Below are 21,514 nucleotides of genomic sequence, written 5' to 3'. Positions count from 1 at the left end.
TTTTAATTTTATAGAATTATAGGAAATTTGCCCTTAAAATGGTAAGCTGATGGATGTGTTTTATCACTACATACTTTAGGAGGATTTAATGAAGAAATTAGCTTTACTCCCATTTATACTCATTTTACTTTTATCCCTTGTGCCGTTAACACAAGTCCATGCTGCGCCGGATTTTGAGCGCATTGCTGGAACAAATCGTCTGGAAACGGCCATTGAAGTTTCCAAAAAAGGCTGGCCGAATGGTTTGGACAACACGGACAAATCAGTCATTCTTGCCCGTTCCGACAACCCGGCCGATGCTTTATCTGCAGCAAGCCTGGCTGGCGCGAAGGATGCTCCTATATTACTGACGGCTCCAGGACATATTAGCAACATTGTTTTAGAAGAAATGGATCGCCTTGGCACTGAAAAAGTGTATGTACTTGGAGGAACCGGAGCCATCCAAGAGGAAGTTGTCAAAACGCTGAATCAGCATAATTATTCCACCAAACGCGTTCACGGTACCGATCGCTTCGAAACTGCTGCAGCTATTAACAAGGAAGCTGGAACGTCAAAGAGCAATAGAGCGATTATTGCCAACGGAAATACGATGGCCGATGCTCTGTCTGCTTCAGGAGAAGCTGCAGTCAATGGAGTTCCCATTTACTTAACCAAAGAAAATAAACTCCCCGTCTCCCTGCCTGATACGATAAAAAAAGTATACATATATGGTGGACCTGGAGTCGTGAGCCCACAGGTAGAGCAAAATTTAAAATCTGACGGTTTCTACGTGCAGCGAATTGCCGGCCCTGACCGTTATTTAACTAATTTATCTGTGCTGTATGCCCAGGATTATAAAGCAGATACCTTTCTTATTGTGCGTGGAACCTCAGCGAATAACGATAAGCAAGATTACCCGGATGCAGTTGTAGCTTCTGGTCTTGCCAAACGATTGAAAGCTAAGGTTCTATTATCCGATCCACAGGTTAAGAAAGATTCATTGACTTTCTATATGGAGAGTCATAACGCGAAAACCTACGTTCTAGGCGGGCCAGGTGCGATTGCCCAGCACCTCTCAGATTTCTACCAATCCATCGAAGGAACAGAGCCTGACTCTGGTAATGTCACGTACAGCAGTAATCAAGTGGATGACAGCAACTTGCCAACCAATGAAAACATGAAGAAAGTCAAAGATTTATATAAACAGGAACTAGACTTAAAAGTTCTGCCATTAACGGAGACCGGCTTTAAAGTATTTGAGGGCGATTTTTCAAATTTTTATGACGCCCGCCATCGCCTCTTCTTCGGCTCCATTGATCCTTCTTATGATGACATCGCTGTTAAAGCCATGAAATTATTGGGATTGAGCTTAACTAAAGCAGAAATACAACAAGGACTGGATGAAGCAAGGTCCTCTTCTCAACGTGTCAAAATTGGAGAAACGGTTTTCACAGCTGAAGCCAATAATGTTCAAGTAGGGTTTGATGGTTATAATTTTTCCAATTACTTAGAGACAGAAAGTATCAACTCATTGCTAAAAAAATAACAATCAAATGAATAAATAAAAGACTCGTGCCGCTCTTAATCTCCACAGAGGCACGAGTCTTTCTTTATTCTTCCGTCAGTCTCTTAATCTGATTATGAATATTCCCACTCGCTAAACCGCCGTGATAACAAATGACTTGGTCTATGTCATAATCCAGGAGTTTCCGCATGGATTGCAGAGCGGTATCCATCTCAGGAGTAACCTGCTCAACTGGCCGCTGCAGAAATTCATTGGAGCAAACCATGGCATCCCCCGCGACCAGTGTTTTCCCTTTTTGTAAGAGCAGGCTGATGTGGCCAGGTGTATGCCCTGGTGTGGAAATGACTTTCATTCCGCCAAAGTCAGGAAGTTCATCACCATCTTTAAGCCCTGTCGTAACCTCAGCTTTCGGTGGATTCTTGTATAATTCCTTAACTTGGTCCGGCAGTTTGTTCCATACTTCTTCATTCATGTTCTCCGGATCCGCCTTCATTAATCTCCGTGTACCTTCAATATAGGGCTTATCCGCTTCGTGAGCATACACTTCAATCGGATGGTCGGCCATTTTTAATAATTCAGGAAGGCTTCCAATATGATCAAGATCTTGATGAGTTAAAATGACTGCTTTTAATTGATCCAAGGAAACGCCATTTTCAGCCATCTTTTTCAAAATTTGCTCCGACTGCCCAGGCATCCCGGTATCAATTAAGACTGCCGCACTTTCATCCCAAACGAGCGTTGGGTTCAGGACCGTATCCTGAATCTCTAACTCCAGCATAGCGACTCCTTCTGCAACCTTCACATGATCTCTCCTTTTTCTAGAAAATGTTAGTCATCCTAGTAATTTACCTGTTTCCTCATCTTCTTAAACAAAGCGAGCTGCTAGTCTATTTCTAATTAGCTAACTTAAAGGCAGTAGCAGCGCCGGTCTCAAAGCTGCCGACCTTGAAATTGGGGAATTTTACAAAATTGCTGAAAGCTTCATTTAATGGTATGGTTAAAGTAACAATTTAGGAGGCTGATCTATGCCAACTCCCACTATAATAATCAAAGAAAAACAAGAAACTCGCCAGCTTGAAGTTAAACGAATGGCGATTTACAAACAAACGAAAATTGTCGAAGCCGAAGATGAAGACCATCAGACGTACTTTGTCTTTTTCTATAAAGAAAAATATTTAAATTTCGTCACCGCCAAGAAAATCAATAAGCAATCTCATGTGGCAATGGCTTTTAAAAAAGGAGTCGTCTTTCACCCGCCGCATCCGTTCATTGAAACTGTCCTATCCTCCCATCCTCACTTTAAGAAACAAAGTTTTAACGATCTCTTTCGCAAGCTCCCGAAACAATCTACTCTTCAAGAAACAGCTTTAATTGCTAGTTATTTCGAATCCTTTATTAAAAAAGAAAAAATTGCCGCTCTCATTAAGTCTCTTTATTACCAGGAACGCCGCGATGGCAAACTCTTGTCTTGTTTTCGTATTCTCCATATTCTTAAAGATGTCGCACCCGATCACAGTTTACTGCACTCCTACTCAGGCGATATGAATTTCACCAAATATGCAGAACGTTATAAAGAAGGCGATCCTGCCATTCTGGCCAAAGATCCTATCTATGTAGAGAAGAAAATGTACGGATACAAAGATAATGATCAGGCATTTCACAAGCTTGTGAAATTGTACAGTAAAGAAGATCGAGTCGTAGATCTTATTGCTCTTTACATCAACCGGATTACTCAAACGAAAAAAGCAGACGATTATCATACACTTCATGCCCTCATTGTGGATGAATTTAATGAAGAAGACACGCTCGTGATTCTCGAGGATCTATACCAGCGGGTTCCTGCGGTTAATCCATTGAAGCAAACAGTGTTGAACACCTATTTAAAGCTTGGGAAATTAAAGAATGCGCTAACGTTAATAAACAAGCACAAGCTGAAGCTTAAGCCCGAGCAATCGCAGCAGCTCACCAATCTCGTCAAAGAGAATAAATCACTTGCAGGAGAGATCTCGCCCGATGGTTTACAGAAATTGACGCTCACTTTATTGGAAGCAGACGATGAGGAAGCTGCCGATATCCTTCATCTAGCGATTACTTCGCTGATGGATGACCATAACCTGGCAGCGATTCAGACATGGTCAGAACCGCTGCGCCATCTGCCGGAAGCAGCGCCTGTTCTGCAAAAGGTGGATGAAATGGCCGAGATTTCGGAAGACCCTAATCACCAGCAGCGTCTTGGGGAACTATATCACTACTTTCATCAGCCAAAGCTCGCGATCGAATGCATGAGCTGGGATATGGAACTTCGTACAGAAGATCCTAAACCGGTGCACTGGCTGGCGAAGCTTTATCACGAAGTAGGCATGGAAGAGGAGCACAAAGCCTATCAGCAATTGTATATTGATATGGTGAAACGAGCGTAATCAAACATCCACACTCAGATAGAACTGAGTGTGGTTTTTTTTTTACGTTTATATTTCCTCTCCTCCTATCTGCTTTTCAAAAGGATTTAAGCGGCCTGTAATTTAATTGAAAGATTACCTGCCTGATTTCAGGGTACGGAATACTATTGTGAGATAATTTAAGGAGGATGAATTCATGAATCATCAAATTATTGGCGGCGTTTTTTCTAAAGTAGGAGATGCAGAGAGAGCCATAACGGAATTGCAGCATCATGGCTATGGTTCGAATGACATGTCTGTTTTTGCTAAAGATAAAAGTAAAGTGCATGTCTTAGAAGAAGAAATGGATACAACGGTCACTTCCAACAAAGGAGGCCGCGGTAAAAATGCTGGAAAAGGAGCGGGGTTAGGAGCTTTATCCGGAGGAGCTTTAGGTGGAATCGGCGGTTTAATTGCTGGGTTAGGTCTTCTGGCCATCCCTGGAATCGGACAAATCGCAGCGGCCGGTCCAATTGCCGCTGCACTTACTGGTGCTGGAGTTGGAGCAGGAGGCGGTGGGATCGTCGGCGCTCTTGTAGGTGTCGGAATGCCTGAGAGAGACGCCAAACAGTATGAAAACCATTTAAAAGAAGGAAAAATAATTGTAATTGTTGAAGCAACAGACAAATTACAAGATAAAGTTTATCGCACCTTCCTGTCGCATAAAACCGAAAACAAATCTATGTATCCTGACCATTATCAAGAAAAGGATCATAATTCTAATGACGTTCATGAACGCGATCATCATCATGATAACGAGCATCGTTCACATTACAGTACTCATGCAAACCACGATGAGTACAAAAATCGAAATCCGCTAAAAGAGGAAATTCACACAGAAAGTAAAGATCCAAACCATTTAAATAAAACGAAGGAAACACGCAGAAGAACATCAGAGAGACATCACTCCTCTCGCACTCACCGTTAAGAACCTAAGTTGATCGTTGATTATAAAAAGGCAGGTAATAAAAGAAATTTATGTACAAGCAAACCCGAACCAATGTTTCTCATTAGTGGTTTGGGTTTGCTTTATCTATCAATAAAGGAAATCCTCAAATCATCAAGACCCTTTGTATTTCGAGGGGACTGCCTCTGACTCTTTCGCTATCTATTTTTACTTTGCTGAAGAAGTTTGGATTCTCCTGTCCGTTCCCATTCTTCCACTGTTTCATAGGCTTTTTCTGGAGAATACCCCTTCCCTGTCAGCACTCCCATAAGAATAAATTCTTGAAGGATGTGTGTCGCATTTATCCCTCTTTTAACATCTTCTAGTCCTTTCTTCACTAAAAATTCCGTGAATTGGACCCATTCATCTGGAGTTTTTCCATCAACAAGCGGGGTTCCATCATTACCGTGGTCGTGCCCTTCTTCGGCAGCCATTGCATCGGCTTTGGTCCTGTGAACCGTCCCAAATGGATGGTTAGGTGGAGCATAGATGGAGTAAAGTTTAAGCGGAACATTGCCCGTGTTGGTTACATTATGCCACGTTCCAGCAGGTATCATGATCGCGGAATCATCATAAACATTTCGTCTGAAATTTAAATTTTCTTTACTCTTACCCATTTGAACCAATCCCTGCCCTTGTTCAATCCGTAAAAATTGATCAACGTCAGGATGGATTTCAAGACCGATATCTTCGCCTACATTGATACTCATTAAAGTAACTTGCATATGAGTTCCTGTCCATAAAGCTGTCCGATACGTATCGTTTTGCTTCGTGGCTTCGTTGATATTAACAACCAAAGGGTTGGGTCCATAATCTTTTAAAGTAAGGCCATCGCTGTCAGGAAATCGAAAAGATTGAAATTGGTTTGCATGCACTAACTCATTTGGAGCCCCGTATTCATAATATCTTCTTCCATAGGTGTACATAGGGGTATTTCCATAATTAAAATTTTGATAAGGATACATATAAGGAACACAGTACATTTTACCCATCCCTTTCCAGTTTATAAAAGTATCCTATGCAACTGAAAAAGAGAGTGTACTTATATTCAAGGTGACATATTTACAGGAAACATTTTCAACTTACATCCCTTAGGTTAGAAGAGACGGTTAATTTCGTCAAAGATGATTTTTCACATCGATTATTACACAAAGTCATACTAATCTAGTAAAATTTCCCGAATATCTTCTTCTGTTAGGGTCGTTGAAATTTGTTTTTCCGGATCAATAAGCTCTGTGATCAAGGTCCGTTTTTTGGCTTGCAGTTCGTTCATTTTTTCCTCAATGGTGCCGCGCGCAACAAGTTTGATAACTTGGACTGTCTTATTCTGGCCAATACGGTGGGTTCGATCGGCAGCCTGCTGTTCTACGGCAGGGTTCCACCATAGGTCGTACAGAATGACTGTATCTGCGCCAGTCAGATTAAGTCCGGTTCCGCCTGCTTTTAAGGAGATAAGAAAGATGTCTTTTTCTCCTTGGTTAAATCGATGGCAGAGTTCCACTCGTTCTTCTGAAGGAGTTTCACCGTCTAAATAGAAATACGTTTGCCCTTGCATGGCAAGCTCTCTGCCGATAAGCTTGAGCATTTTAGTAAACTGGGAGAAGATCAGGACTCTTCTGCCGGCTCTTTTTGATTCTTCAAGAATATGAAGCAGCTGCTGAAATTTAGCTGAACTTCCTTGGTAGCCATCTACAAATAGAGACGGGTGACAGCAAATCTGCCGAAGACGGGTCAGCCCTGCTAAAATTCGTATTCGGTTTTTGCGTATGGTATCTTGGTCAAGATGCTTCAGCGTATCCTCTCTGAGCTTGGCCAAATAAGCTCCATAAAGCTCTTTCTGTTCAGGAAGCAACTCCGATCTTTCCAGGGACTCCCGTTTTTTAGGCAGCTCCTTAAGCACATCTTCTTTTTTGCGGCGAAGTAAGAAAGGCCGCACGCGGCGGGCAATTATTTTTCTTGGCAAAAAGCTGTATTCCTGCAGTCCTTGAAGCAGCTGCGGAAAGATCACATGATAAATCGACCACAGCTCTTCCACCGCATTTTCTATCGGCGTTCCCGTCAGACCAAAACGGTGCTTGGCAGTGAGTTTTTTCACCGCACGGGCGGTTTGAGTGACAGGGTTTTTAAATGCCTGAGCCTCATCAAAGAATACCGTGTGAAAAGTCTGCTTCTGATACCATCGGATATCTCTTCTCAGCAGGGGATAGGAAGTAATCAGCACATCTTCTTTCTGGCTGTTCTTCTGTAATCGAGTTCTATCTGACTTGTTCCCATCCAGGATCACAGCTTTCACTTCTGGTGAAAACTTCGCGATTTCCTGGAACCAGTTATGGGTTAATGAGGAAGGGCAGACGATAAGAACTGGTTGCTTCTGCTCGCGGATCTCTGCCAGCTCTGAAACAATAAACGAAATGCTTTGCAGTGTTTTCCCAAGTCCCATGTCATCTGCCAGCACACCGCCAAACCCATAGCTGGCAAGCATTTTCATCCATTTATATCCGTGCTTTTGATACTCCCGTAAAATCTGTTCCAGGGACTCTGGCACCTTAAAGTCTATGCTGCCCGGATGATTTACTTGATTGAGAAACTCGCGAAAGGACTCTTCCACCGAGAAAACCTTGCTCTCATCAGCCTTATCCAGCAGTGGAAAGCTCTTTTCAACGGGGAGATGAAGGCTCGCCTCCAAGTCTTCTTCCTGTCCCGGAACTTCATTTAGAAAACGCTGTATTTCTTCGATTTCCCTCGTCTCAAGAGATAAGAGATTTCCATTACGAAGGCGGTAATATTTTCGCTTTTCTTCAATGGCTGCTAAAAGATCTTTCATCTGCTGGTCAGAGATACCGTCCATTTCAAACTTAAACTCAAGCCAATTGGTCCGTTCTTTTTTATTCAGCTTAACCTTTATAATGGGATGGGCATTCTTTCTGATGATTCGATTTCGCACTGCCGTTGTAGCATAGAGCTGAACCATTTGCTGCAGCTTGGGAACAATGTGATATAGAAATTCATATTCCAGTGCATCATTTTGCATATAATAACCGCCGTCGGTCTTTGAGAACCCGCTGTCTTCCATAAGCTGTAGAATTTCTTCTTCCTTATCGATATCTCTAATTACAATCGGGCCAGCGGGAAGCTCTCGGTTCTCCAAAGGCTGAATCACTACGTTCCCATAGTGAAATTCGAGTCCCGCCAGCAGCCGGTTTTTCAGCCGATCTAAATAAAGCTTCGCCTTAAGAGGAGTTTTTAAGTACTTCTGATAAAAGGCATTCGATAATTGGACGTGCCCGATTTTCTTTAGTCCGGGGACAATCTTTTCAAGAAAATCTTGGATACGGTCATGAGGAATGGGAACATGGTTCATCTCATCCGCTGGCAGCATCTGCTGCAAAGCGAATAACCGCTCACTATCTTCTCCTTCTAACTGAAACACCTTCCCATCACACCACACAGAACGATAGGCGTGCAGTACAAGCATTTGATCGAAGCCTTTGATGGTTAGACGGGCATCGCTCTCGCCGTTCTCCTCTAATTTAAATCGAAGCGGCGGCGTGCCTTTCACGACTCGCACACTTTCATAAGAACGGCCGCCCTGCTCAAGCTTGATGAGTGGATGCTTCGTCAATAACGGAACCAGCCTCATCCAGGAGGAGGGAGGAATCAATAAAGAGTGACGGGATGTAGTGTAGGAGGAACTGCTGGATTCTAAGAAGATTCTCTCATCATCCATCACTTGAATGAGTTGGTGAATGATTTCATCCGCTTCGTTGGAAAAACAATGAAGCACCGGATCATAAGTGAAATGGTCGGATAATAAATGAGGCAATCCGCGCTTTACATCATTTAAAAAGTCTCGAATGTGCGGCAGGTTTCTCCCATTCAGCTTAATCTCCATCTCCAGCAGGTCCTGCCCAGTCTCCACCGCCGCCGATCTGCAGGTGAACTGGAGATCAAGCACCTCTCTATTTTCAAAATAGTGCTGCTGGCCGCTGGTTTGAACGTTTTTTTCACCGAACAGTGTCATGAAACGATCCGTAAGCTCCCCTTCCTCTGATTGTTGCTGAGGCTGGCCAAAAGGTGAAATCTTTTGCTTTTGGAACTCCCGAATCGCTATGAGGACTGCCGCTATATGCTGGCAGTCTTTTTGGAAATTTCCTAATGATGGGCAGCTGCATCTCCGATCGATCTCCCCGGCAGTATTCTTTGAAATCGTCACGTGAAAGTCTTCTGCCCCATGAACCGTGGCTTCGCTGAAATGAGGACGATATTGACTGAAGGTAACTTTATTTGAGCGATAATATGTAGTACCTTTTTTAAAGGAAACAATTCCGCACAATTCTTGTATGATTTTTTGATTTACTTTGATTTCCATGTACTCTCGATCCTTTTTTCCATTATGAAAGGACGTGCATCCATATCGGTTGGTTAGTATGGCTTCATTTTATCATAGAATGAGGCAATCATTGGAGAGCTCTGTTCTCCTCTGTACAGAAGAGCGCGTCTTGGTAAACAAGAAGTTTCATCTAAGGGGCCATTCATTTTGGGAGAATTACTTTTTCTCACATAACCATACTTCTTCGTTGGTAAATTCAGCATAGACTACTTCGTCACAGCCTTTGATAACGTGGTCGACTTCTTTTTCTTCTACTGATGCACCTGACCGGACTTTAATAATATTTTCTTCCGGACGATTTTCTACCTTACCGAAATTGTCTACCGTATACCCTCTTTCACTAGACCAATTTCTCATCATGCTGTCCTCCTGAGAGTTCGTCATTTCTCCATTTAATAAGCCATAGACCCCAATCATAGCGCCTAACAACAGACACCCCCAAGAAGTGTATCGAAAGAGATCGGTTTGATTCTTGCGCCATCCGTCTTTCCGCTTGGATATTACAATCAGGAAGATAATCCCGCCTAGTAAAATGAACCCTCCCAGAATCAAAAAGATCCAATTATTTGAGGAAGATCCATATTCCCGTAATACTTGTTCCAAAATAACCACCCGCTTCCAAAAGATTAAAATTTTTCTAAACAGTCATCAACTCAGCTTGATCCAGAATACAATGTCCTTAGAAATAACTACGATAACTGATGACCATAATGACCAGGGATACCGCGGTAAATAGTAATGAACCGTAGAATATCACACCAACATCCAGCTTCCAAACGACTTCCTGCTGCCGTCCATGTTGGATGTCTGTGCCGAAATTCGTCATTCTCGTATGCAGCCCCCCTGAGCTGTTGAAGAATAATAACAGAGCAGATAGGCCAATCCCGATAAAAAATGCCCAATCCTCAAAGGAAAAATTAAAAATCAAACTGCTTGTCCACACCAACAGCCAAATAATAATGCCGCTTATTGTCGAAAACAAAACCGTTACTTTCATTTATAGATCCGCCTTTCTAACAAGTTTCATGGCCGATCGACTCGACCTTCTAATATTTCCCTTATTCATAGTACGAATGAAATAGACAAAGGTTTCCTTTTATCTAATTATTGCAAAAATATGTCGCTATACGATCTCCTAATGGTACGGGCAGGCAGATGAGTGACTCCTTCTGACCAAAGGCTTTAATAACAAGGAAACCAAAGCTTGGACCCATAATATAGGATAAAAAAAACCTCCAATTTCCGGATGTCAATCACCGGTAATTGGAGGTTTTTTGCTTAACAGGGTAACCATTCTTGTCCTATTTATTTCACTAACTTTTCTTGGATATCTTCAAGCATCTTTGTATTAGCCACAGGGCCTGTGTAGAGCCAGCTGGTTTTATCAGCAGAATATTCGTATATATTTCCGTTTTTCACAGCCGGGATGTTTTGCCAAATATTATCCTGCAGCTTCTTAGCGCCATCGCCATCACTGTTAATCAGGAAGATATGATCGGCATCGAGCTCCGCTAATTTCTCTAGAGAGATTTCAGACCAATTGGCAGTTGATTTATCGGCAATTTCTTTCACGACGTTCGGTTTAGTCAGCCCAAGGTCATTGTACAATACGTCCCCGGCAGATAATTGATCATTTACTACATAAAAGGTATCTCCGACAAGCCAGATCGCTGCAACTGATTCATCGCCGATAGATTCTTGGACTTGCTGCTTCGTTTCTTCCGCTTTCTGCTCGTAATCCTTTAGAACCTGGTCTGCTTCCTCTTCCTTACCGAAGACTTCGCCTACACGCTTCAGTTCATCTCTCCAGTCGTTGTTCTCCGCTTCACCCACCACATACGTCGGTGCGATCTTAGAGTATTGATCGTATTTGTTTCCTTCAACCATACCAGCTGAATCTATCAATAAAAGATCAGGTTCAAAGCTAGCAACCGTTTCTAGTGGAAGATCATGCGGCAAAGTTGGAACATCCTTAAGTGAATCCTGCAGATACCCTTGGACAGAAGATCCATCGGAAACCGACCACTGGGCAACAGGAGTAATATCGAGAGCCACCAGATAGTCCTCTAAGTAAGATGCAATCACTCGCTTCGGCTCTTCCGGGATCGTCACTTCATGTCCCATAGCATCCGTAACCGTCCGTTCCCCGTTCTCACTGCTTCCAGTTTCTTCAGTATCTTGGCTTTCGTTATCTTTACTTTTGCTTCCTTCATCGTTACCACAAGCAGCCATAAATAATAGTGTTAGCAAAGCAACTGCTATGTAAAACAACTTGAATGATTTCATTTAGTCTCCTCCTAAAAAATCGTTGTGTAACTTACTAACTTACTAGATGATAACAATTATCATTTTCAATTACAAGCACTTTTCATTTTCATTACAGCTTCGTCATGTGCGCCGGTGATTGCCTAATCTGCGGATGTATAATACAATGATAATGTTTTTCAATTAAACGTAAACTATTTATCTATACATCTATTTTTTCAACAGAGGAGTGCAGCCGATGCCGCGCCGGTCAGCAAATAAAACGTCAAAAAACAAACAAACCATTTTGGCCACAGTGATCCTTACCACAGGTCTCTTTGTCTTGGCGCTATTCATGGCGATTTCCATCATGTATGGCGCGGCTGACATCCATCTGGAGACGATTTGGAAAAGCTTAACGGCATATAATCCCTCTTCTTCTTCTCATCAGATTATCGTTAACCTCCGGATCCCTAGAGCGCTGGCAGCTGCTTTAATCGGTTCCGCGCTCGCTATGTCTGGAGCCATTATGCAGGGAATGACTCGCAATGCGCTTGCCTCTCCTTCTATTATGGGAGTCACGGCGGGAGCGATGTTCACTATGGCCATAGCGCTTGCGATCATGCCATCCGCTTCCAGCTTCACGATGATGATGTGGGCCTTTGGAGGGGCTGGTTTAGGTACAGGCATCGTTTTTCTTGTCGGATCGATTTCAAAGTCCGGCCTTACACCGGTGAAGCTTGCTCTTGCGGGAACAGCTGTGACCGCTTTGTTCACTTCTATTTCCACTGCCATTACAATTCATTTCAATATCGCCAAAGACCTTAGCTTTTGGTATGCCGGGGGCTTATCAAGTATTCAATGGGTTCACATTAAATTACTTGCACCGGTGGCTATTTTGGGAACCTTGATTGCTCTGTTGCTATCCAAGTCCATATCCGCTCTCAGCTTAGGAGAAGATGTAGCGAGAAGTCTTGGTCAAAAAACCTGGGTAACTAAACTGACAGGGACAATCGTGGTACTCCTGTTAACCGGTGCGGCCGTGTCTGTCTCCGGAACCATTGGATTCATCGGCCTCGTCATTCCCCATATCACCCGATTTCTCGTAGGTTCCGATTACCGGGTTATCATTCCTTGCTCAGGTATTCTGGGTGGAATTCTGCTGATCATCGCGGACACCGTTTCTCGTATGATTAATCCTCCGTTTGAAACGCCAGTAGGTACGGTGACAGCTCTCATCGGTGTCCCCTTTTTCCTTTATTTAGCCCGTAATGATGGGAGGAATGCCGCATGACCAGTTACAAGAAAAATTGGACAATGGTTATTGGCCTAATCATCGCTATTATCGTAACGATGCTTGTAAGCTTAAATTTAGGAGTCATGCACATTTCTCCTTCTGAAGTATTTCAAACCATGACTGGAAACGGCAGCAGCCAAAGTCATATGGTCCTGTTCTCTTTCAGACTGCCGCGAATGTTTATTGCCTTACTTATCGGAGCAGGGATGGCTGTATCTGGCGCTATCCTTCAAAGTGTCACCCAGAACGGTCTGGCTGATCCAGGAATCATTGGAATTAACGCAGGTGCAGGATTTTCAGTCGTTCTTTACATTTTCTTTTTTCAGGGAGCCGTTAGTGCCGTATCAGACTTCTCTGTCTTTCTCTTGCCGATTGCCTCCTTATTAGGCTCCTCGGTGGCTGCGATCTTAATTTATGCCATATCATGGCGGAACGGCATTTCGCCGATGCGTCTTGTACTTGTAGGGATCGGTATTAATAGTGCGTTTGCCGCGTTAATCATTATTTTCCAACTGAAAATGGATCCAAAAGATTTTCTGCGGGCAACCGTTTGGCTGTCAGGAAATATCTCCGGTACGGACTGGACGTATGTACTCGCTCTGCTCCCCTGGATTCTTATTCTCATTCCGATGGCGATTATGAAAGCAGGCACCCTCAACTCCCTCCATCTCGGCGATGATATCGCCGCAGGGTTGGGAGCACACGTAGAAAAAGAACGGAGAATTCTTCTTTTCATTGCTGTTGCTCTTGCCGGAGCCAGCGTATCAGTGGGTGGAGGAATTGCCTTTGTTGGTCTAGTGGTGCCCCATTTGGCAAGGAGAATCGTCGGTCCGATGCACGGAGCTCTTATTCCCATCACAGCAATGATGGGAGCGCTGCTGCTGCTCCTTGCCGATACAATCGGAAGAAATATCCTGTCTCCATCAGAAATCCCTGTTGGACTGGTCGTATCGGTGGTCGGCGGGAGTTATTTTATTTATTTACTAATGAAATCCTAGCAAAAAAGCCTGGGAGAAGTTTCCCTCCATAATAAAATCCGAACGATGGTGGACCATCGTTCGGATTATTTTTCGTCCTGTATTATTAAAGGTTTCTAGGCGTTTCCACAAATAGTATGACTCCCGTTTTATTAGTCATTTCCACAGATGAACAAAGCAGAATAAAAGGGAGAATTAGCCGCTCAAGCGAAGGAAATACACGGAGATTTTGCGGGAGGAAGACATAGGTTTGACCCCGAAGTGCGAAAGCACGAGGAGGCAAACCAGCCGCCCGCGAAAAGCGGAGTGTATTTCTGGAGCGGCCATTCAGGGTATACCTCGCCCCTTCTCTCTATGATTCGTCTTTAGATTGGGGCATTTTCTTATATCCCGTCTCTTATTTATGATTGAACAGGCATTTATATTATTTTGTGATATTAAAGTATGTTACACCCTTGCTATGCAATCTAACTATCATTTACAACGTTTTTTCCATTTTTATATTCTTCTCTTTATACCCTAACTTTTCATATAAATCGCGGGCAATGGTGTTATGAGCAAACACATGAAGACCAAGATGTTTTATTCCCAATTCCCTGGCTAAGGTTTCAAGTTCCTCCATCGCCTTTCTGCCAAATCCTTTGCCCTGGTTCTCCTCCCAGATGGTAATACTGTAGATGAAACCTTTCTCCGCAGATGTTTGCGCGAGCCAAATCACGCCAACTTCCTTGTCTCCATTTCGTATGGTATATAGATGATTATTTTCTGTGTCTTTTCCATCGGGCAGGAGTGTTTCAAATTCTGCTTTGGCCTTGTCCATTGCCTCTTCCGGTTTCCAATTCCCCGATTTTATATGTTCGTCCGCATAATGTTCCATCTCAAAACTTATAAAGTTCTGGAATTCCTCTGAAGTCATTTCCACTAATTTCACTTGCATTTTCTAACACTCCTTCTTATGTAAAGCTACGTTCTTTTTATGAAAACTTCTCCTTCTTGATTCTTTTCGTTATCCCATATAATCTGTATTTCAAAGGTACCTTCTTCAAAAAAATAAGGGAAGCTGATTTGAGTGGAGGCTTGCATCGGCAGCTGCTCTGCTTCCTCTACATTCACCCAAACTGGATTTCCTTCAGGCGGGTTTTGAAGCAGCTCACCACGGTAGTCTTTAGTTATGTAATTAAAGATCATATATCGATCCCCTTTTTCGAGATTCACAAATTCATATAGCCCTTTGTATACAAGGTTGCTCACCTCTAATCCCGTCTCCTCTTTCACCTCTCGAATCGCCGCATCTACAAAGCTTTCAGGAAATTCCACTTTTCCTCCCGGAGGAATATAACCCTTTAGATGATCGTGCTGCCTATTAAGCAATAACACTTCTTCTTGGTCCTGGATCATACAAATCGTCCAGAATTTATAATGAATGGATTCTTCCATAACAAACTCCCCTCTTTAAATTTCACTTTTCTCGCTCTTCTTCCTCCTCCACTTTGAAATGAATTAGCTCGTCATATTGGGAAGTATCTCAATTTATTAATCCCAATAAAAAAGGGGACATAATAAATAGAATAGAGGTCAATGTAAGGATGAAAGTAAGCTTTTTCTTCAATTTATGTCCCCTCTTCCCTTTATACCAGCCTGTAAATTGAAGCTTGTTTCTATATAACACAAAGAGTAAGATCACTATTCCTATGGCTCCCAACCACGAATAGGTTTCAGCAGCTCCATTAACAGCATAAATCTTTGCCAGTATTGTTGAACCTAAGGCGCCAAGAAACCCGACGATTACAATAATACGAAGGAGTTCAAATACTACTCTCACTTTCTCAATTCACACCCTTCTGTCTAATCATAAAAATCCATATAAGGTTTCGCTTCTTTGTAGTAATTCATACGATCTTGCAAGGTACCCGTGTGAAACTCAAACTTATGGCCGTCAGGATCAGTAAAATAAATCGATTTCTTATCCCGGCTGTCTCTGTTCCGCCCTGATAAAATATTTACCTTCAAGTCTTTTAACTCCTGATATGCTTGGTCAAAATCACTTTCGTCTATTGAAAAAGCAATATGAGTATAGGATTGTGATATTTCATTCCGGGGAACCTCTGTTTCTTCATTCAGCGCAAGCCAAAGACCATTAACATCGAAATAGGCTGTGGTATTGCCTTTAACTAGTAATTTGGCATTTAACACCTGCTCATAAAAATGAATGGAATTCTCCAAGTTGGATACAGAAAAAAGAAAATGGTTAATACCTTTTATGTTCATGGAAATTCTCCCCCCTTATTGAGAATACAGAAGACTTACTCTATTAATTTTTTGGAATAAATGATAGGTGCGGTGTGTTTTTCCGTAACCTCGATTAAAGCCACCTTCACGATCTTTCCAAATAGGGCGGAATGTCTTTTTGAACAATAATGAAAAGCTTCTTGTAATTTTTCCTGAGATAATCTATTGGCTATGGTGCAGTGTGGGATCCAATGATCAGGTAAGTAAAGAGAATTTGGATCGTCTTGAAAACGTTCAAAGTCCTTGTGATGGTTTGAATGAAGTTCATACAAACCTTTGGTAACCGTTGGGCTATAATACAATGCTCCGGATTTAAGAAAAGAACCAATTGATTTAAAGTTAACATCAATCACAGATTGATATCGATAGGTCTCGTCCATTTGATCGAAAAAGTCTCTTCGATTTAATTGGTTATAGCTTGCCAATGTAATGTGAGGTATTCTGTCTTCTACTTCATACGCGTACGATGAAATCGACTTTTCTTTGAGTTCTTTCCATACGTTCTTGATAAAGCTTTCCGTTGTTTGATCAAATGCAGCAATCAGTCCATACATTAAATAACCACCTTCAATGATTCTCCTATCCAACATGTGGTAAACCAAGTAGTTATACTCACGATTTTCCATACCATCTTTCTTAGGTTAGATCAGACTACTTTTGCATTGCCTTTCACAAGGGTTTTAATAATCTGGTTATTTTGTATAAATATTTCGGATTGAATGATACTTGGCCGCCCCATAGCCACACCTTGAATAATCCTATAGCGATTCCAGCCTTCCATTAACTGGGAAAAATATTTATTTTCTGCTAAATATGCTCCTAATGCAGATGCTGCTACACCCGTTGCCGGATCTTCGTCATATCCCGCTCTTTTCGGAAATTGCCGTGCCTGAACACAATTCTTACTGTTTGGCTCTATTGCAAACGGATAGAACCCAGTCGTTCGGAATTGATCACACAACTCCCAAAGATATTCAAAATTAGGATTAAGGTTATTAAGCGTTTCAACGCTTTTCAAGGGGATCATCAATTTGTATCGTGAAGTGGAAACGGATTGGATAGGGAATTCAAGAATTTCATCGATCTCGATATTTAATGCTTTACATAAATCATTTTTATCCGGAGTTTCATTCATAAATTGCGGGGAGAATTGTTCAACACTAATATCCAGGTTTGTTCCTTTTACTTCCCACTCAACCTTCACAGGTCCTATCAACGTCTCTACCATAATCGGGGAGTATTTAATAATCTCTTGATTAACAAGAACTGTGATGCTGCCAATGGTCGCATGGATACACATTTCCATCTCATGTAAAGGAACAAAGAAACGAAGCTTTATATCACAATCTGAACGAGAGGACTGTAGGACAAAAGCTGATTCGTGGCCAAATTCCTTTGTCATGCTTTGCATAGTATTCGTGGTTAATAGATCCGCGTTTAAAACAACCGGACACGGATTTCCCCCGCCGTTTTCTAAAGAAAATACTGTGGTGTGTACAACTTGATTCTTCAACCTTCCAACCTCACTTTACCTGGCATTTGATTCATTATAACATTCGTATTTCCTCTGACATTTCGCCTCTCCTATCGAGAAAAGTAATCAACTTACTGGATAAATCTAAAAAAAAGAAGCTCACCTTTTTAAAAGGTAAGCCCCTTAGTAGGGAATTGGATCTTCATAAAAATTCCAGACTGAAACCTGCGTAAATTAAAATTGTAACGACGATAAATCCAGAAAAGAATAGTCCTTTCTGAAATTTCGTCCAATGCTTCATCCATCCCCATCGTTTTCGATCTGCATCCAGCCAAAAGAAGTCCACGATTACCGCTAAAACGATGACGATTAAAGCTGCGAAGGTACTCAAAGACAACCCTCCCAATTTTTTGGTAATTCAATTGTACTTTCTTTTTCCAAATAAAACCAGGTACTAATGTATTGGTTGGTCTATTGTTTACTTGGCTCCAAGGTACAACGTTTCCAGCTCCACTTCCTTCACTTGCCTATCAAAGTAAACCCTATAAGCCTTTGCCTTAGGTCGTGAGCTCACTACGTTAATTATTTGCTGATCGATGAAGTGGACAGCAGCTCCATCATCGACGGCGATTCCGGGATTAATTTGGCAGGCTGTTAATAATTGATGGTAAGTGGGTCTTCTGGCTTCTTCTCCGTCATAGTGGGGACAGTTGCTTCCCTTCAAAAATCCTAAGCAGCTTAATGGCTCTAATTCCCCGCCATAAGAATCCGTTACTCCTTGTTCAAACCAGCAAATGGAGCCTGCACTAATTCCGGCTAAAATAATCCCTTGCTCCCATGCCTTCCTGATGATCGTATCCAATCCCCATTCCTTCCATAAAATTAATAAATTCCTTGTGTTTCCTCCGCCAACATAAAGAATATCCTTTTCTAATAGAAAGTTTTCAAGATCTCTTGATGGGGGTTTAAATAAGGATAAGTGAGATGGCTGGCAAAGCTGCTGTTCAAAAAAATGATAAAACCAGGAGATACATTCATCTGAGTCTCCGCTGGCAGTTGGAATATAACAAATTTTTGGATTCGATTTTCCTGATTGCTTTAGAATATAAGCATCTAATAATGGGTTCTCCGGTTCTTCCGAGAATCCTCCGCCTCCTAAAGCTATGATTTGCTTCATATTCGACTTCCTCTCATTTAGACCATGGACCATCAAAAGGTTTGTACCAAAATAATGCCTTATCAATATTGTCATTGAATAAATGCCTGTAAATATCGACGCCGCCCAGCTTGAATCCATGCTTGATATAAAACCTGCATGCCCCTAAATTATCGTCCTGCGTTTCTAATGACAGACCGATCAGCTGTTTCTGCTTGGCCCAATCTTCTGCTTCTGCTAGTAACTGCTGCCCAAGACCCTGCTTTCTGAAATTTTTCTTAACGGCAATGTTCTCGATGTAGCCGAACCGAGTGAAATCTCTAATGATTCTAATTTGACCGATGCATTGATCATCGAGGAAGGCTAATAAAATGACTTTATCTTCACTATTCATGTAATTCTCCCAATCTAGCTGGTCATCAGGAAAGCGGGTTTCACGGGTCTCTTTGAACAGTAACTCCTCAATGTACCACTTTCCATCCTGGAAACTGGGTACGATTTTTCCGAAGATAGGAAACGAATCGTTCGTGGCATTTACATCTTTTATGTGGTCTCTGGTCATAGGAATAAATTTAATCTCTTCTCGCATTTCCATGTCATTACATCTCCCATTCATCATGGATTTTTACCTTTTGGAAAGAAGACGTTTGATGGATCTTATCTGCCCACGGTGATTGATCTCGTCTTCCAAGACGTGAAACCAAAGGTAATAATTATTATTAGGAACCCCGTTTTCCCACTGTTCCTCTTCCATTAACCAATCGTCGTCATACTTTTCTAACTGGATGATGGTTTGTTGTCTGACCTGAGCGAGTTCATTTAAATAGTACTCAAGCGGATAATCTCTAATCGTACTTCTGGCGGGTTCTCCAAGTTCAAGCGCCGTTTTCCACTTCTGAAATTCTGCTTTATTTAAGTCACGATTTTCAAAAGATATCACTTGGTGAACAAATTCAATGGAAGCGATATGCAATAATAGCGCACCAATTGTATTCGCTCCTTCATCTGCTAGATAATCTAAATCCTCTTGTCTTAATCCTTTAAGTTCTTCTAACGTAACTGCTCGGGTATGCTCTAGCATTGACATCAGTTCGCCAATTTTCTCTGAACTTCCTCGTTTCGCTTTTATCCGGTAATCAATCATGTCTCCGCCTCCCCTTCGCGGTTAATATTAAGGGTAACAACCAATTTCTAAAATATAGACTAAAATCTTAAGGATATAAATGGTAGAACAAAAGCAACATCACTCCATACATTCGAATCACAGTAGTCAAAGAAAAAGACAGACTGTTTATTCAGTTCTGTCTCTGCTGCACTATCTCCTTTTTTTCAATGTCCACATCGATTACTCGCTTTTTTCCGTAGCTAACCAGACCGCAAGCCCCAACATGATTCCGCCAGTCATACGATCTAAATTCTTTTTCACTTTGCTGCTTAAACCAATACTTTTAAGCCGGCCGCCTATCATGGCATAAGCCGTGGCACAAATAAATTCAATCAAAATATAAACGGCACCTACCACTAAAATCTGCCTGCCGAATCCGCCAGAATCGGAAGAGATAAATTGGGGCAGAAAGACGGTGAACAACAGTAGTGCTTTAGGATTGGCAGCGGCAACCATAAATTCTTGTTTAACATATTGCCATGCCTTTGGTGGATCCTCAGTGGCTTCTGAACCACTGCTTTCTATTCGTTCATCTTCATATTCTTTTTGACTGGACAAAATCGTCTTAATTCCGAGCCAGGCTAAATAGATGACTCCAACCCATTTAATGATCATAAACACGAGGGTGGAGGTTTGTAGAATAGCGTTCAGTCCTAAAGAAACGGCAAGGATCATCAATGCAAAAGCGGTAAATCGTCCGCTCACTGCGATGATTGCTGTTTTAGCTCCTTTTCTTAATCCGTTACGCAAAGAGAGAATTTGATTAGCTCCCGGTACTGAAGCCATTAGAAATGCCGCTGGGATAAGAGAAGTCCAATGAACACCTACAAAATTTCTGCTATCTTCCGGAGTTACATTATTGATGAGAGGGATCGATGAAATGAATAGAAGGATCAAAGCAGCCGTTATATAGATCGGTTTCTTTTTCATTCTTATCCCCCCTTGGTTTGAAAAGTAATGGAATCATGAAGGTTTCTTCCCGGTGACAGCAACGGTATGGTACTGTCTTGAATTGGATCCTCTAATTAACGATACTTCTAGAAATCCTGTTGATTTCGCCATCGGAATAAATTCGTCTAATAATTCCTTCACGCCCTCCCATACCTCTCCGTCTGCTCCATCACTAAGTGTGATGATGAAGATTGCTCCGGGCTTTAGCACCCTGTATATTTCTGTTAAAGACTTCAGTAAATCTTCCCAAAAATACAATGTGTGGATGCTGTACACTTTGTGAAAATGTCTATCGGGGTAAGGCAGGTTTTTGAGATCCCCTAGTGTAAAATCCGCTTTCCCTTCGTTCCACGCTCTTCGATTTCTAAATTTCGCCGAGCGAATAACCGTTTTGGACAGGTCTACTCCTGATGCATAACCTGCCTCAGTATTCTGCAGAATCCGTTTCATAGCTGAACCAGATCCGCAGCCCAGTTCTAACACTTTATCCTCTGCTTGAATTTGTAATAATTCGATCGTCCACAGAGTTTCAGGTTGATGCTGACGGACCATTTTTTCACCGATATACGATCCTATGATTCCTTTAGGGCTTCGATATTGGCGATCAATATAATTCTTAATTCTCTCAGGAAATCTCATGGCTCACCCGCTTTGATCTAGTTTTTAGTTAACTTTCTCTAAGG

General features: G+C 42.0%; 23 protein-coding genes. 5 read left to right on the top strand and 18 right to left on the bottom strand.

The features are described from left to right. Positions 1-88: 88 nt before the first annotated feature. Complete coding sequence (locus Q7A53_RS11110) at positions 89-1,525, top strand: cell wall-binding repeat-containing protein (RefSeq protein ID WP_411789234.1); 1,437 nt, start codon at positions 89-91, stop codon at positions 1,523-1,525. A gap of 64 nt (positions 1,526-1,589) precedes the next feature. Here Q7A53_RS11110 and Q7A53_RS11105 read toward each other — a convergent pair whose 3' ends face one another. Next, complete coding sequence (locus Q7A53_RS11105) at positions 1,590-2,306, bottom strand: MBL fold metallo-hydrolase (RefSeq protein WP_411789233.1); 717 nt, start codon at positions 2,304-2,306, stop codon at positions 1,590-1,592. Positions 2,307-2,529: 223 nt separating this feature from the next. Between Q7A53_RS11105 and Q7A53_RS11100 the strand changes: the two genes are divergently transcribed. Beyond that, positions 2,530-3,924, top strand: coding sequence for a hypothetical protein (locus Q7A53_RS11100; RefSeq protein WP_411789232.1), 1,395 nt, complete (start codon positions 2,530-2,532; stop codon positions 3,922-3,924). Between the two features lie 175 nt (positions 3,925-4,099). Then, complete coding sequence (locus tag Q7A53_RS11095; RefSeq protein ID WP_411789231.1) at positions 4,100-4,870, top strand: hypothetical protein; 771 nt, start codon at positions 4,100-4,102, stop codon at positions 4,868-4,870. Between the two features lie 176 nt (positions 4,871-5,046). On the opposite strand, the gene Q7A53_RS11090 is transcribed toward Q7A53_RS11095, so the two are convergent. From Q7A53_RS11090 to Q7A53_RS11070, 5 genes are all read right to left on the bottom strand, one after another. Continuing rightward, positions 5,047-5,814, bottom strand: a complete 768-nt coding sequence (locus tag Q7A53_RS11090) for a cupin domain-containing protein (RefSeq protein ID WP_411789230.1) — start codon at positions 5,812-5,814, stop codon at positions 5,047-5,049. 233 nt (positions 5,815-6,047) lie between these two features. Next, positions 6,048-9,257: a DEAD/DEAH box helicase gene (locus Q7A53_RS11085; RefSeq protein WP_411789229.1), complete on the bottom strand. Its 3,210-nt coding sequence runs from the start codon at positions 9,255-9,257 to the stop codon at positions 6,048-6,050. Between the two features lie 177 nt (positions 9,258-9,434). Continuing rightward, positions 9,435-9,881, bottom strand: coding sequence for an LPXTG cell wall anchor domain-containing protein (locus tag Q7A53_RS11080; RefSeq protein WP_411789228.1), 447 nt, complete (start codon positions 9,879-9,881; stop codon positions 9,435-9,437). Between the two features lie 76 nt (positions 9,882-9,957). Further along, complete coding sequence (locus Q7A53_RS11075) at positions 9,958-10,275, bottom strand: hypothetical protein (RefSeq protein WP_411789227.1); 318 nt, start codon at positions 10,273-10,275, stop codon at positions 9,958-9,960. A gap of 308 nt (positions 10,276-10,583) precedes the next feature. Next, entirely contained in the window at positions 10,584-11,564 is a 981-nt protein-coding gene (locus Q7A53_RS11070; protein WP_411789226.1) for an iron-hydroxamate ABC transporter substrate-binding protein, read from the bottom strand. Between the two features lie 217 nt (positions 11,565-11,781). On the opposite strand from Q7A53_RS11070, the gene Q7A53_RS11065 reads away from it, so the two are divergent. Then, positions 11,782-12,816, top strand: a complete 1,035-nt coding sequence (locus Q7A53_RS11065) for a FecCD family ABC transporter permease (RefSeq protein ID WP_411789225.1) — start codon at positions 11,782-11,784, stop codon at positions 12,814-12,816. Then, positions 12,813-13,817, top strand: a complete 1,005-nt coding sequence (locus Q7A53_RS11060; RefSeq protein ID WP_411789224.1) for a FecCD family ABC transporter permease — start codon at positions 12,813-12,815, stop codon at positions 13,815-13,817. The genes Q7A53_RS11065 and Q7A53_RS11060 overlap by 4 nt, the downstream gene beginning before the upstream one ends. Before the next feature lie 457 nt (positions 13,818-14,274). On the opposite strand, the gene Q7A53_RS11055 is transcribed toward Q7A53_RS11060, so the two are convergent. The 12 genes from Q7A53_RS11055 to Q7A53_RS11000 form a co-directional block, all read right to left on the bottom strand. After that, the gene (locus tag Q7A53_RS11055) at positions 14,275-14,733 is read right to left on the bottom strand and encodes a GNAT family N-acetyltransferase (RefSeq protein ID WP_411789223.1); all 459 of its coding nucleotides are present in this window, start codon (positions 14,731-14,733) and stop codon (positions 14,275-14,277) included. A gap of 26 nt (positions 14,734-14,759) precedes the next feature. Further along, positions 14,760-15,233 carry an 8-oxo-dGTP diphosphatase gene (locus Q7A53_RS11050; protein ID WP_411789222.1) on the bottom strand — a complete coding sequence of 158 codons (474 nt, stop codon included), beginning with the start codon at positions 15,231-15,233 and terminating at the stop codon, positions 14,760-14,762. Positions 15,234-15,321: 88 nt separating this feature from the next. Further along, the gene (locus Q7A53_RS11045; RefSeq protein WP_411789221.1) at positions 15,322-15,618 is read right to left on the bottom strand and encodes a hypothetical protein; all 297 of its coding nucleotides are present in this window, start codon (positions 15,616-15,618) and stop codon (positions 15,322-15,324) included. A gap of 23 nt (positions 15,619-15,641) precedes the next feature. Further along, positions 15,642-16,064 carry a FosM family fosfomycin resistance protein gene (gene fosM, locus Q7A53_RS11040; RefSeq protein ID WP_411789220.1) on the bottom strand — a complete coding sequence of 141 codons (423 nt, stop codon included), beginning with the start codon at positions 16,062-16,064 and terminating at the stop codon, positions 15,642-15,644. A gap of 35 nt (positions 16,065-16,099) precedes the next feature. Continuing rightward, positions 16,100-16,639, bottom strand: a complete 540-nt coding sequence (locus Q7A53_RS11035) for a 2'-5' RNA ligase family protein (protein WP_411789219.1) — start codon at positions 16,637-16,639, stop codon at positions 16,100-16,102. Positions 16,640-16,731: 92 nt separating this feature from the next. Continuing rightward, entirely contained in the window at positions 16,732-17,598 is an 867-nt protein-coding gene (locus Q7A53_RS11030; RefSeq protein WP_411789218.1) for a PhzF family phenazine biosynthesis protein, read from the bottom strand. Between the two features lie 163 nt (positions 17,599-17,761). Then, the gene (locus Q7A53_RS11025) at positions 17,762-17,950 is read right to left on the bottom strand and encodes a hypothetical protein (protein WP_411789217.1); all 189 of its coding nucleotides are present in this window, start codon (positions 17,948-17,950) and stop codon (positions 17,762-17,764) included. Between the two features lie 87 nt (positions 17,951-18,037). Continuing rightward, entirely contained in the window at positions 18,038-18,736 is a 699-nt protein-coding gene (locus tag Q7A53_RS11020) for a Type 1 glutamine amidotransferase-like domain-containing protein (protein WP_411789216.1), read from the bottom strand. Positions 18,737-18,749: 13 nt separating this feature from the next. Next, the gene (locus Q7A53_RS11015; RefSeq protein ID WP_411789215.1) at positions 18,750-19,310 is read right to left on the bottom strand and encodes a GNAT family N-acetyltransferase; all 561 of its coding nucleotides are present in this window, start codon (positions 19,308-19,310) and stop codon (positions 18,750-18,752) included. Between the two features lie 30 nt (positions 19,311-19,340). Next, on the bottom strand, positions 19,341-19,859 hold the full coding sequence (locus tag Q7A53_RS11010; protein ID WP_411789214.1) for a DinB family protein: 519 nt from the start codon (positions 19,857-19,859) through the stop codon (positions 19,341-19,343). Between the two features lie 201 nt (positions 19,860-20,060). Further along, complete coding sequence (locus Q7A53_RS11005) at positions 20,061-20,810, bottom strand: LysE family translocator (RefSeq protein ID WP_411789213.1); 750 nt, start codon at positions 20,808-20,810, stop codon at positions 20,061-20,063. Between the two features lie 33 nt (positions 20,811-20,843). Continuing rightward, the gene (locus tag Q7A53_RS11000; protein WP_411789212.1) at positions 20,844-21,470 is read right to left on the bottom strand and encodes a class I SAM-dependent methyltransferase; all 627 of its coding nucleotides are present in this window, start codon (positions 21,468-21,470) and stop codon (positions 20,844-20,846) included. Positions 21,471-21,514 lie beyond the last annotated feature (44 nt).

Origin of the sequence: Halobacillus rhizosphaerae (genome assembly GCF_046719735.1) — a bacterium.
Classification (GTDB): Bacteria; Bacillota; Bacilli; order Bacillales; family Halobacillaceae; genus Halobacillus_B; species Halobacillus_B rhizosphaerae.
This window is presented reverse-complemented; position numbering and strand designations above follow the sequence as displayed.

What these genes read in the sequence shown, in the direction of transcription:
- Q7A53_RS11035 (WP_411789219.1), bottom strand. Translation starts at nt 16,639, where the DNA reads ATGTATGGACTGATTGCTGCATTTGATCAAACAACGGAAAGCTTTATC.
- Q7A53_RS11095 (WP_411789231.1), top strand. Translation starts at nt 4,100, where the DNA reads ATGAATCATCAAATTATTGGCGGCGTTTTTTCTAAAGTAGGAGATGCA.
- Q7A53_RS11110 (WP_411789234.1), top strand. Translation starts at nt 89, where the DNA reads ATGAAGAAATTAGCTTTACTCCCATTTATACTCATTTTACTTTTATCC.
- Q7A53_RS11065 (WP_411789225.1), top strand. Translation starts at nt 11,782, where the DNA reads ATGCCGCGCCGGTCAGCAAATAAAACGTCAAAAAACAAACAAACCATT.
- Q7A53_RS11090 (WP_411789230.1), bottom strand. Translation starts at nt 5,814, where the DNA reads ATGTACACCTATGGAAGAAGATATTATGAATACGGGGCTCCAAATGAG.
- Q7A53_RS11005 (WP_411789213.1), bottom strand. Translation starts at nt 20,810, where the DNA reads ATGAAAAAGAAACCGATCTATATAACGGCTGCTTTGATCCTTCTATTC.
- Q7A53_RS11085 (WP_411789229.1), bottom strand. Translation starts at nt 9,257, where the DNA reads ATGGAAATCAAAGTAAATCAAAAAATCATACAAGAATTGTGCGGAATT.
- Q7A53_RS11060 (WP_411789224.1), top strand. Translation starts at nt 12,813, where the DNA reads ATGACCAGTTACAAGAAAAATTGGACAATGGTTATTGGCCTAATCATC.
- Q7A53_RS11100 (WP_411789232.1), top strand. Translation starts at nt 2,530, where the DNA reads ATGCCAACTCCCACTATAATAATCAAAGAAAAACAAGAAACTCGCCAG.
- Q7A53_RS11055 (WP_411789223.1), bottom strand. Translation starts at nt 14,733, where the DNA reads ATGCAAGTGAAATTAGTGGAAATGACTTCAGAGGAATTCCAGAACTTT.
- Q7A53_RS11050 (WP_411789222.1), bottom strand. Translation starts at nt 15,233, where the DNA reads ATGGAAGAATCCATTCATTATAAATTCTGGACGATTTGTATGATCCAG.
- Q7A53_RS11070 (WP_411789226.1), bottom strand. Translation starts at nt 11,564, where the DNA reads ATGAAATCATTCAAGTTGTTTTACATAGCAGTTGCTTTGCTAACACTA.
- Q7A53_RS11000 (WP_411789212.1), bottom strand. Translation starts at nt 21,470, where the DNA reads ATGAGATTTCCTGAGAGAATTAAGAATTATATTGATCGCCAATATCGA.
- Q7A53_RS11075 (WP_411789227.1), bottom strand. Translation starts at nt 10,275, where the DNA reads ATGAAAGTAACGGTTTTGTTTTCGACAATAAGCGGCATTATTATTTGG.
- Q7A53_RS11020 (WP_411789216.1), bottom strand. Translation starts at nt 18,736, where the DNA reads ATGAAGCAAATCATAGCTTTAGGAGGCGGAGGATTCTCGGAAGAACCG.
- fosM (WP_411789220.1), bottom strand. Translation starts at nt 16,064, where the DNA reads ATGAACATAAAAGGTATTAACCATTTTCTTTTTTCTGTATCCAACTTG.
- Q7A53_RS11015 (WP_411789215.1), bottom strand. Translation starts at nt 19,310, where the DNA reads ATGGAAATGCGAGAAGAGATTAAATTTATTCCTATGACCAGAGACCAC.
- Q7A53_RS11010 (WP_411789214.1), bottom strand. Translation starts at nt 19,859, where the DNA reads ATGATTGATTACCGGATAAAAGCGAAACGAGGAAGTTCAGAGAAAATT.